At 38.7% G+C, this 11,690-nt stretch carries 13 protein-coding genes; 3 read left to right on the top strand and 10 right to left on the bottom strand.

The window, feature by feature from the left end:
- The 3 genes from ABI367_RS12450 to ABI367_RS12460 all read left to right on the top strand — a co-directional run.
- Positions 1-374: putative oxidoreductase C-terminal domain-containing protein (locus ABI367_RS12450; protein ID WP_462227646.1), on the top strand; the 374-nt coding region annotated here is incomplete at its 5' end.
- Between the two features lie 81 nt (positions 375-455).
- On the top strand, positions 456-1,757 hold the full coding sequence (locus ABI367_RS12455; protein WP_462227647.1) for a DEAD/DEAH box helicase: 1,302 nt from the start codon (positions 456-458) through the stop codon (positions 1,755-1,757).
- Positions 1,758-1,774: 17 nt separating this feature from the next.
- Complete coding sequence (locus tag ABI367_RS12460; RefSeq protein ID WP_462227648.1) at positions 1,775-2,008, top strand: DUF1456 family protein; 234 nt, start codon at positions 1,775-1,777, stop codon at positions 2,006-2,008.
- Between the two features lie 99 nt (positions 2,009-2,107).
- On the opposite strand, the gene ABI367_RS12465 is transcribed toward ABI367_RS12460, so the two are convergent.
- The 10 genes from ABI367_RS12465 to ABI367_RS12510 form a co-directional block, all read right to left on the bottom strand.
- The gene (locus ABI367_RS12465; protein ID WP_462227649.1) at positions 2,108-2,668 is read right to left on the bottom strand and encodes a CAP domain-containing protein; all 561 of its coding nucleotides are present in this window, start codon (positions 2,666-2,668) and stop codon (positions 2,108-2,110) included.
- A 100-nt stretch (positions 2,669-2,768) separates the two neighbouring features.
- On the bottom strand, positions 2,769-3,545 hold the full coding sequence (locus tag ABI367_RS12470) for a hypothetical protein (protein WP_462227650.1): 777 nt from the start codon (positions 3,543-3,545) through the stop codon (positions 2,769-2,771).
- Positions 3,546-3,707: 162 nt separating this feature from the next.
- Positions 3,708-4,646, bottom strand: a complete 939-nt coding sequence (locus ABI367_RS12475; RefSeq protein WP_462227651.1) for a phosphatase PAP2 family protein — start codon at positions 4,644-4,646, stop codon at positions 3,708-3,710.
- A 1-nt stretch (position 4,647) separates the two neighbouring features.
- A complete protein-coding gene (locus ABI367_RS12480; RefSeq protein ID WP_462227652.1) occupies positions 4,648-5,268 on the bottom strand; it encodes a sterol desaturase family protein in 621 nt (206 codons plus the stop codon).
- A gap of 6 nt (positions 5,269-5,274) precedes the next feature.
- Positions 5,275-5,850 (bottom strand): DUF4833 domain-containing protein, encoded by a 576-nt coding sequence (locus ABI367_RS12485; RefSeq protein WP_462227653.1) that lies wholly within the window; start codon positions 5,848-5,850, stop codon positions 5,275-5,277.
- Positions 5,850-6,578 (bottom strand): CDP-alcohol phosphatidyltransferase family protein, encoded by a 729-nt coding sequence (locus ABI367_RS12490; RefSeq protein ID WP_462227654.1) that lies wholly within the window; start codon positions 6,576-6,578, stop codon positions 5,850-5,852. Before ABI367_RS12490 ends, ABI367_RS12485 begins: the two co-directional genes overlap by 1 nt.
- A gap of 19 nt (positions 6,579-6,597) precedes the next feature.
- The gene (locus tag ABI367_RS12495) at positions 6,598-9,153 is read right to left on the bottom strand and encodes a DUF5686 and carboxypeptidase-like regulatory domain-containing protein (RefSeq protein ID WP_462227655.1); all 2,556 of its coding nucleotides are present in this window, start codon (positions 9,151-9,153) and stop codon (positions 6,598-6,600) included.
- Positions 9,154-9,320: 167 nt separating this feature from the next.
- The gene (locus tag ABI367_RS12500; protein ID WP_462227656.1) at positions 9,321-9,767 is read right to left on the bottom strand and encodes a phosphatidylglycerophosphatase A family protein; all 447 of its coding nucleotides are present in this window, start codon (positions 9,765-9,767) and stop codon (positions 9,321-9,323) included.
- Entirely contained in the window at positions 9,754-11,082 is a 1,329-nt protein-coding gene (locus ABI367_RS12505) for an inositol-3-phosphate synthase (protein WP_462227657.1), read from the bottom strand. Before ABI367_RS12505 ends, ABI367_RS12500 begins: the two co-directional genes overlap by 14 nt.
- Before the next feature lie 52 nt (positions 11,083-11,134).
- Positions 11,135-11,690: NAD-dependent epimerase/dehydratase family protein (locus ABI367_RS12510; protein ID WP_462227658.1), on the bottom strand; the 556-nt coding region annotated here is incomplete at its 5' end.

Below are 11,690 nucleotides of genomic sequence, written 5' to 3' on the forward strand. Positions count from 1 at the left end.
ATAGCCATTACGCCGTGTTGCATGGCACTAAAGCCGATTTGCTGATAAAACAAACCGCTGCCGAGAAATATACGCCCGTTTTATACATTAACCCGGTTAAAAATGATGCGGCTTTTGAGCAGGCAATTAATGCGCAGTTAAAGGTAATAGAGACAAAATACCCGGGAGTAGAGTTGAAAAAAGAAGGCAAGGGCTATACGGTTATCATCCCCGAAAAATACAAGGATGGGCATGAGGCGCATTTTGGCCGTGTAACCGAAAAATATTTGAGTTTCCTGCGCAATGGCGATATGCCAAAATGGGAAGTGCCTAATATGATTGCCAAATATTATATAACCACAACTGCGTTGGATATAGCTAAGAAAGGCAAATAAAAGTAACTTCTGTCGGTGCGATCTATAGTATAGGACAATAAGCGGGTTAAGCCGTATCTTTGCGCTTCATTAAAATCATCCATGATAAAAAAAGCGCTTGAAAACCTCAAGATAAATGCCTTGAACGAAATGCAGCACGCTGCCCTTAATGCTGCTGCCAAAAGCGATATGATATTACTGGCGCCAACCGGCTCAGGTAAAACATTGGGCTTTTTATTACCTATATTAAATCTGTTGGATGCAAACATTTCGCAGGTGCAAGTGCTGATCCTGGTGCCATCGCGTGAGCTGGCTTTACAAATTGAACAGGTTTTTAAAACCATTGGTAGCGGTTTTAAAGTAAACTGCTGTTATGGCGGCCACTCCACTAAAATTGAAAAAAACAACCTGCAGCAACCGCCTGCGGTGCTAATAGGCACACCGGGTCGGCTGGCTTATCATCTGCGCAACGGTAATTTTGCTACAGAGGCTATACATACGCTTATTTTAGATGAGTTTGATAAAGCCCTGGAGTTTGGTTTTCAGACGGATATGGCGGCTATTATTGGCCAAATACCGCATTTAAAGAAGCGGATATTAACATCGGCTACAAAAATGCAGCAAATACCTGATTTTACCGGTGTAAACAACCCAACGGTAATTGATTTTTTGACCAATAAAACCAACATTCCTGATCTGAAGTTAAAGGCGGTAATTGCTGAGGCGGCTGATAAATTAGATACCTTATTTGCCTTAATATGTAAAATAGGCAGTAAAGCCACGCTGGTGTTTTGTAACCACCGTGAAGCTGTTGACCGCATAAGCGACCTGTTATGGGACAGGGGTATAGTTCATGATGTTTTTCATGGCGGTATGGAGCAGGATGACCGGGAACGTGCGTTGCTAAAATTCAGAAATGGCAGTCACCGGTTATTAATAACTACCGACCTGGCTTCGCGCGGATTGGATATCCCCGAAATTGAATATGTAATACACTACCAACTGCCGCATAATGAGGAAGCCTTTGTACACCGAAACGGCCGAACCGCGCGTATGCACGCAAAAGGCACATCTTATTTAATATTAACCGATGATGAGAAGCTGAATTATATTAGCCAAAAACCGGAGATTGAAACCCTGCCCGATAAGTTAACCTTGCCGGCACCGGCACCATGGGCCACTTTATACATCGCCGCAGGCAAAAAAGACAAGGTAAATAAAGTGGATATTGTGGGTTTATTATTGCAAAAAGGTAAATTAGCTAAAGATGACCTGGGTTTAATAGAAGTACTTGATCATTCGTCATACGCGGCTGTAAAGCGCGATCAGATAGAAAAAACGGTGCAACTACTTAAAACAGAAAAGATCAAAAACAAAAAAGTAAAAATTGAGATTTCAAGATAATGAGCAATAATGATATAATGAAGAAGCTGAGGGTAGCTATGAAGTTTACCGATGATGATATTGTTAAAGTATTAGAGCTGGCAAACTTCAGGATAACTAAAACAGAGCTGGGTGCTATTTTTCGCGCTGACGATCACCCCAACTTTAAACCCTGTGGCGACCAGATACTGCGTAACTTTTTAAACGGATTGATCATTTATAAAAGAGGTCCAATGCCGGATAAAAGGAGTAAGCCTGAGGAAACAAAGTAATTACCACCTTGTCATTTTGAAATTATAGAGAAATCTATACATTGATTTGCATATGTATAGATTTCTCCTCGTACCTCGTCGAAATGACAATTAATTTTTTTATTCGCGAATGACCTTTTTCTGCATTAAACGGTAACGGCCACTTTTTATCAATTTTTGCTGTTCATCGCTAAACGGTTCGCGGCCACCAAAATCCTGTACCCAATAATCATTTACGCGTGCTACGCCAACTTCTGTAAACGAAGGGTTCATTAAATTCATGCAATGGCCCACGCTTTTAAACCAGCCCGCCATAACTTCGGCAATACTTTGCTGTCCCAGGGCTATGTTTTCGCCGGCTGCAAAGCTTTTATAGCCATCAAAGGTGTATCCGCTAGCCATAATGCGGTCGCTGCTGCTGCGCCCGTCCTTGCCGGTATGGCTAAAGTAATTGTGTTTATTCATGTCTTTGGCATGTACCATAGCGGCATTTTCAAGCATATCGTTCCAGGTTAAAGGTGCCACAGCTGGCATGTATGTAGTACCGCAGGTACAGCCTTTTTGCCGGGTATGGTTAATAGTTTCTAAAAATTCGTTTTTAAATTTTTCGTCTGCCCGTGGCTGGGCAAAAGAGAGGGTAGTTATCAATAAAAATACTGTTGCTAAAATAATGCGTTTCATACCTGGTATTGACAATATAAATAGCACTAGGTTTAAAGTAATTATCGCCTGTTTCGTTTATACCCATACCATACTAATATCAGTACAATAAGTATGACTATTATAGCGAGGCTATTCTCTTTAAGGAAAACGAGCGGTTCATTTTCTTTACCGTTAGGAGTTTTTTTTTAGATTGTACACTGTCCGGTACATTGGCCTTAGCTAACAGGGCCCGTTGGGTTTTGGCAATGCTATCATTTATAAAGTCGCGGCGTTTTAGGGCAATGGCTGCCTTAGTGTAGTTTTTAGTACGATTATAATATAGGGCGTAGTTTTCTTGTACTTTGGCCTCAGTGCTTGCATAATGGTTGTCAACAGAAAGCTTAAGCGCCTCATTTAAATCGCGCATGGCCAGGCTATAATCTTTTATATCCATTTTAATGCCCGCCAGTTCAATAAGTGAAGCTATAATATTGGGCTTATCATTAATAGTGCGCGATATGGTGTTTGATTGTAATACGAACCATTTGGCCTGGCTGTATTTTTTTTGGGAGCGGTATACCTTTGTTAAATTATTAAAACAAGTGCGCATACCTAAAGTGTCGTTATACTTTGAGTACCCATGCAGGGCCAGCATAGTATAATTTATCGCCTCATTTTGATAACTGGCCTTTGTTTTTTTACTTTTTATGGTATCGAAATTTAAATATTGAGCAGCTATCTGTGCGTATATGCCGGCTTTTAAAGAATCGTAAGGGTTTAACCTAAGTTCCTGTTTAAGGCTATCTAAGGGCGATAACGATGCGGTAACTTGCAAACTATCGGTATAGAACGAGGCATGAGCCTGAAATTGAATTAAGGTTGATAATAAAAGGATAATTAAGGCGAGTTTCTTCATAGTATTAACAGTTTATAACTGTTGCGGCAAACTATTCAAATAACATGCCTTGTATGGTAATTGTGATAAAAGGTATCCGGTACGGCTAAAACTTGTTATTGAGGTTTAAAAATAATAAAATATTTAGTTTTTTTTATTAAACAATGCCTACTAAATAGTACACTATTTAATAGCTGCGACGTACCGGTTTAAAAATGATTTAAGGAAGCTAACCTTGCTAAATAGCAGGTTGAAAAGGTTTATACCAATAATAGCACAGGTAATACCAGCCAAAACATCTAAAATATAATGGTGGCTGGTATATACCGCGGTAAGCCAAATGCCCACCATTACTGTAATGAGTAATATATTTACAAAACCCAGCTTGTTTTTTAAGCCGTAGTATACTACAATGATAGGGTAGGAAGAATGCAGCGACGGCATAGCTGCAAAAACGTTTGACCCTTTGGTATAAATTGATTTAAAAATGCTAACGTGAAAATACTGGTCAAACCTGGCAAGGCCGCCTGTACTGGCTTTGGTGGCAGGGCTAAACACGAAGCCATGCTCTTGTATATACCAGGGCGGTGCCGCCGGGAAAGTATAATACACTACAAAGCCCACCAGGTTTACTATAAAAAATGTAAGTGCAAAACCTAAAAATTCGCGGCGGTTACGGAAGAAGAGGTAGGCAGCAAAACCCAACGGTACGGGTATCCAGCAAAGGTAAAACAGACCCCCTATAATGTCTAACGTGGTAGTGCCGTTTATGCGCCAATACTCATTAGGGGTAAGCATTGTGCCGTTAAAGTTTATACCAAAAAGCTTTTTTTCTAAGTTATACAGATCAGCAATATGCACCGCATTAAAGTTATAATTGGGCACTGCCTTCATATAATCAAATATTATCCAGTAAACTATAAATACCGAAAAGCCCAGTATAAACTTGCGGGTAATAGCTGATGAATAATAACAAGTGTTAAATATAGTTACCAATACCACCTGGTCTGATTTAAAGCCAAGCACCAACCACGAGCATAATAAATAAACAACGGATAAAAAGGTAACAGTTAGTATGGTTTTTAAGTTAACTGCTGATTGATGATCAACAACTGCATCCATACTATTTTTTTATAAAGTCTGAACGGAATACTTTATCCCAAAGGGGAGAACTTACACCATAGCCCTTAGCCGGATCCTGGTAATGATGCAGCATGTGATGCTGTTTTATTTTTTTCCAGATGTTGCCTTTAAAATTAAAATGGTGTATGGCATAATGAGAAAGGTCATAAAACAAATACCCCAAGATAAAGCCAGGGAAGAAGCCCCAAATGTAATTAGCGGGTAATATAGCGTTAAATAAAAAATAAAACCCGGTTGATAGCGGTATACTTAATGATGGCGGCAATACCAAACGTTTGGCATCACTTGGATAATCATGGTGCACACCGTGAAAAATAAAATGCAGGCGCTGTGCCCAGGGCTTATCAGGCGGCATATAATGAAAAACAAAGCGATGCATTATATATTCAACAAATGTCCAAACAAATAGCCCGGCAAAAAACATTTCTATATAAGTTAGTAGGCCAATGTTGTAATAGTAAGCGCCATAGCTAAATGCTAAAATAACCGGTACAAAAATATACACCGGTACCAGGTAATGAACTTTTGAAAGCAATTCTAAAAAATCGCTTTTAAACATTCTTGTAGATTCCTCTGAGTTTGATATAAAATTTTTTGCCATGGTATATCAGGGTTTAAAACGTTCTATAATTTCTCTGCCTGTTGACGGATCAGTACCCTTTAGTTCAACGTATGTTACATTTGGCAGCCAAAAAGAGCCGCCTTCAATTTTTATAAACACACGGCTAAGTGCCATTTGCTTTTGATTAATAGTTGCGAAGATATGATATTTTCCGTCGTTAGCCTTCATCAACGTGAGCGGAAATTTTTTGTAGGATACAAATCTGATATCATATTGCTCATTGCCGGTTTGTTTGCTGGTAAGGCCATAAGCAAATTTACGTTGTATATAGCTTAGCTCTTCTTTTTGGCCCTGCTCGCCGTAGCGTATCCAATATACATGAACCGGGTTTTCGGGGTCAAGCTGACCATTTTTGCCGGCATTTAATTCATATACAATAGTATTGATATTGGGGCTTCGCTGTACATAAAATAAACGACTTATATTATCCGGTAACACCGGGAATTTTTCATCGTCGGCAACGTTATTAACGGCAAAGGCTTTTAACGGCTTTTGTTTAACCGGTGTAACCGTTGGCGGTATTAAATATAAAAATGATAGTAAAGTAAAAAGTAATTTCATCAATCCGGGACGTTATTTTCTTCTAATTCAAGTAAACTTTTTTTTGCATCAAGTAATCTTTTAAAGGCTGTAATGTTGGTTAAAACAGCCAATATCACAATGGGTATTGTAAATATGGATATAGTTTCAAAAACCTGGAAATCAATGCCGGGTATATATAATTTATAGTTGCCGCCAATGTATAACGAACAGATGCCGCTTAGCATTGCACAAAGGCCAATGGTTACCACCCGCTCGGGCCGCTGCATTAGGCCACCTTTACATTCAATACCTAAGCTTTCGGCCCTTGCTCTTACATAACTTACCATCATGGATCCTATCAGGGCTATAAAAGCAAATATGGAGCTTAAAAAATAATGGTGGGCCACCAGGTAATAGCAAATACCTAAAAACATGATCAACTCACTATATCTATCTAAAACAGAGTCATACAAAGCGCCAAAAGTTGATTTCATGTTGCCTAAGCGGGCCACTTGCCCGTCTAGCATATCAAACAGCCCGGCAAATAAAATAAGGCCACCTGCCCAGCCAACATAGGTAAGATCACCGCGGTTGCCCTCTTCGCCGCCAATAATAAAAATTACCGCCACGCCTATATTTAAAACAAAACCAATAGTGGTAACGGCATTTGGTGTTAACCCTAATTTGATCAATACCTTTACAAACGGGTCAATTACTTTATAAATGCCCAGTTGTAAATTTGTCCGTATAGAGGTTTGCTGTTCCATTAATTAACAATATACGTAATTAAAAATCAAATTTAAGCCTTACGCGTATACCCATTTTTGAAACTTCGGGATGGTCAAGGTAGTTAAAGCGCCTAACCAGATCTACCCGTATTAATTTAAAAATATTTTCAACACCAATACTTCCTTCAAGGTATGGGGTGCTACCTAAAGCATAAGTAATTGGCTGCCCTGTGCCCGTAACCGGAAACTGGTATAAATTTGAATGCAGCGACGGGTTGTTTAAATCGCTCACGCCGCCCCATGCACCTTTAAATGAAACTACTTCACGCCATTTTAGTTTTTTAAATAAGGGGATTTTGTTAAAAAAGAAACCCATAAAATGCTGATCAATATTAACGGTAGCATAATGATCGGCAACAAACTCTAAAAAGTTCATTAAGTTGTACGAGTACAAACTATAAGCATACGTTTGGTTAGCCGCAAAAATATTTAAAAGCGGGTAGGGCACCTGGCCAAAAATTTTACCGCCTTCTAAGGTTACATCTGCAAAACCAAATTGTGATAAATAAACTCGTTTATCTAAACGTAAATGGATACTTTGATAGCCATAATCGCCACCGAAAACATTTTTTAAACCCGCAATATAATCTAAACTAATAATCGGGTACTTGCCGGCGATAGGTATACGATATATTTTACCCTGATAAAATTTTTCGTTAGGCGCATACCGTAAATTTAAGGATGCCTCGGTAGTAGTTATACTTGGCGTATTGCCAAACACATTGTTAAAATATAACGAGCCTGCAGGCGCCTGTTTTAGGTTATGGAAACCTAAACTGTATGAAAAATGGTTTTCGTACTCATGTACATAATCCAGCCGGTAAAAGTCATTGTATAAATACTTATCATTAACCCCCCGTTTAAATGATAGCAGAAAATTGTCCTGCTGTACAAACTGTAGGTTTAAACCCGGTATTTTGGTATCGCGCTGAAAACTTGCCCTTATATAATTTTGAGGGAACTTATAGATAGATTTATCATTAATGGAATAAGTACCGCTTAAAAAATACTTCCATCGTTCGTCTTTAAAGCCGTAGGCCGCATAGGTTTCAAAATAGTATCGTTTACTTAATTCGGGCGTAGTACGGCCGCCTAAACGTAGTTTAAGGCCCTCAATAGGGTTAAAGCTGTAAAATGTGTTTGATGGGCCAACCTCAAAGGTGTTGAAAGATTTATAGCCTGCCAGTATAAGCGTAGCAATATCAACGGTACGTTTAAATGACGGCATGTCTTTAAGACTGTCAATATTCTTATAAACTTTTGATTCGGCTGTTGTTAAGGTATCTAAACGGTTTTTTGCCCAAAACTGGTCACTCCGATTTTTTACTTCATCAGACAATTCTGTTTCAGCACTTTTGATGGTATAAGTAGTATCGGGGTGAGGTTGATCTACGATATAATTACCGTAAGTTATGGTACGTATACCAAAAAAACCGCCGTTCTTTTTCTTATTGATACCAAAATCAGCTATGATATTGCTTTTACTAAGATGATAGTGACCGTCAGGATTTTGTTCAAAACTCTGCTCAATGGTCATTGTTTTTACGTAGTTAAGGTTAATGTCCTTATTTACGCCAAGCTTGTCCTTTTCTACAGCATAATTGCCGTCAAGGGTTATATAAATCTTTCCTTCAAAAAGCAGGTCAGCCGTATTGCGCGGTGTAAAACTTAGTTCTACCAGTTTTTGATTTTTTTCGGTGGTTATGGTATCTGTTATAAAAAACTTATACCAGGTAGGCGCGTCATCAGCAATAGGGCTACGTAAATTATGCGTGATAATAAAGATATCATTATCATAAATATCAACCTTGGCATACATGTTTTTAAGGTATGATTCAATGCCGTCATTATCTATGGCAGCACCATAATCAACGTCTTTTTTACCTAATACAATGGTTTTTTCGTCTTCAGGGTTTTTCCGGTAATAATACTGCGATAATTTCTCAGTTAAAAAAACAGGCAGTAATGATTTACCCGGAATGGTGGTACTATCGCGGTTATCTAATACGAATTTATATTTTCTGAAAAATTTTTTGTCGACCAGGGTATTAGAAACATTGTTCAATGCAAATAGCATCTTATCATACTCCCTGTATTCAATATAGTTATAGTTTTCGGGTCTGTTTTTGTCTTTATTGGCAATAACCTTCCGTATCAGTTCAACAGCAGGGTTATCCCGGTTACGGTAGCGACCGTTACGGGTTGATGATATATCAACCTGATTAAGTTGCGACACCACGGGTTGCATTGTTACGTTTATATGCTGACTTTTACCTGGTTCAATAGGTAAAACCACATCTTTATATCCCACGAATGAAAACCTGATCTGGCTATGTCCTTTAGGGTTGCTTATGCTGTAAGTACCGTCAGTTTTTGAACGTACGGCTCCTTCAATGGTACCCGGAAATGTTATGTTTACGAAAGGAAGAGTTTCTTTATCATTGGCATCAGTTATGGTACCACTTATTACAGCGGTTTGAGCGCGTAAAAGCAACGTGCTAAACAAAAGCAAGGTTAACAAACTTAACCTTTTACCAAAACTTATTAAATTCATGTACTTATTCAATACAAATCCCTTTGTAAATAAAAATTTAGCAATCAAAAAGCGATTGGACTATTAATTTTAATAATAGTTACGAATGGCAAAAGTAAAAAAAATAAGCGTTTACTTCTGTGGTCTAAAAGTCAAATAATGGTATTGTAAACGTTAGGTTAAATGAGCTACCGCATCCAGATGTATGCCTGTAATAAAAGGTTGGCATATATGCCGGCCAATACATCATCCATCATTACGCCCCAGCCACCTTTAAGCGTTTCTAAATTTTTGATGAATAGCGGTTTAAAAATATCGAAAATCCTGAATAGCATTAACGCTACTATAATATTGTATAATGTTGCAGGTATAAACAATAAGCTTATACACATACCTGCAACTTCATCAATAACCACACTGCCATGATCTTTACCCCAAATGGGCTCTACTTTATTACCGCTCCAAATACCCACGGCAATAATTAAACCTGTTATAATTACGGCAATATGGCCCGGGTAGTTTCCTGCCCAGGCCATATACCAGCAAATGCAACAAGCTATTGCTGCAACCGTTCCTGCGCCTTTGCCTATATAGCCAATGCCAAAAACGGTTGCTGTTAACTTATGAAACCACATCCTCAACCAGCTCTTCGTAGTAATCAAGCCCCAGATGTGTTATCAGGTCTTCGCCCATTAGGTGGCGAAGGGTATTTTCTAATTTTATCAACTGTTTAAAAATATCATTCTCGGCCTGTAAACCAGGTGCTGTTTGCGGCGATTTAAGGTAGAATGATAACCACTCCTGCACGCCGCTCATATTAGCGCGTTTAGCCATGTCAATAAACAGAGCCAGATCCAATGCAATAGGTGCAGCTAAAATAGAGTCGCGACATAAAAAGTTGATCTTGATCTGCATTTTATAGCCTAACCAGCCAAAAATATCGATGTTATCCCAGCTTTCTTTGTTGTCGCCATGCGGAGGGTAGTAGTTGATACGTATTTTGTGGAAGATATCGCCATATAGTTCGGGGTTGTCTTCCGGGCGCAGGATATCCTCTAACACACCCAGCTTTGAAACTTCTTTAGTTTTAAAGTTATCCGGATCATCCAATACCAAACCATCGCGGTTACCTAAAATATTGGTACTGAACCAACCGTTAACACCTAAAGCACGGGCAGCTAACCCTGGTGCCAAAATGGTTTTCATTAAGGTTTGGCCGGTTTTAAAATCCTTACCTGCAATAGGTGTCCGGGTTAATTTAGCCAGTTCAATTAACGCCGGAATATCCACAGTTAAGTTAGGCGCGCCATTAGCAAAGCCAATACCTAATTTTAATGCCGCGTAAGCATATATCATACTTGGCGATATCAGTTTATCGTCGTTCTTTAAGCCTTCTTCAAACTTAGCCAATGAGCTATGCACGTCAGATGCCTCAAAGTATACCTCGGTTGATCCGCACCAAACTAATACTATACGGTCGCAGCCGTTTTGCTCCTTAAAGTTCTGGATGTCTTCTATAACCTGTTGGGCCAGTTCATAACGGGTGCCTTGTTTAATATAAGTACCGGTTAAGTTTTTAGCATAATTGTGATCAAAAGCCGCACGCATAGGTTTAATGGCCTCCAATTCGTTCTTTATTTTAAACAATAAATTGGCATCCAATACCCCTGCGTTTGTAGCAGCTTCGTAAACGTTATCTTCAAAAACATCCCACCCGCCAAAAACTATATCGTTTAAATTGGCCAACGGCACAAAATCTTTAATTTTTGGTCTGCGGTTCTCGGTTCTTTTACCCAAACGTATGGTGCCCATTTGTGTAACAGAACCAATGGGCTGTGATATGCCTTTTCTAACTGCCTCAACGCCGGCAATTAATGTGGTTGCCACAGCGCCTAACCCCGGTATTAATATGCCGAGCTTGCCTTCGGCTGGTTTAATGTTATTTTTCATTTGTATTATATTAATGTATGTATTACTATATTGAGATTAAATGTATAGATATTTAGAGCCAGTTGTGCTGTTTATACCATTTTATTGTTTCGGCTACGCCTGTTTTTAAATTATAGGATGGGGTAAATCCTAATTTGACCTTAGCCAATTCATTACTGCATGACCAATTAACAGCTTTTAACTCATTCAGTTTTTCAATATTTAAAACTGCAGCCTTATTAGTCAAATAACTCACTTTTTCTGATACTCTTGCAATCATTTTTACAAAGTTTACAGGCAGATGAAATTTAATGGTTTTTTTAGCCAGTTCGTTCTTGATATTTAAACCTAACTGGTAACGGTCATAGTAAATATCGTCACCTATAATAAAGGTTTTTTTATCCCCTGCATATAAAGCCTTAAACACGGCCTTTGCTAAGTCAATAACATATATAAAACTCAGTTTTTGTTCAATACGGCCTATATAAGGTTCTAACCCGATAGCTACCTGCTTAAAAAATATAAATATATCTGTATCGCGAGGGCCGTAAACGGCTGTAGGTCTTAAAATATTATAATTTAAATTGTCAATAGTTTTTAATTTCTCCTCGGCCAGTAATTTGCTGCGG

Origin of the sequence: Mucilaginibacter sp. (genome assembly GCF_039935595.1) — a bacterium.
GTDB lineage: Bacteria > Bacteroidota > Bacteroidia > Sphingobacteriales > Sphingobacteriaceae > Mucilaginibacter.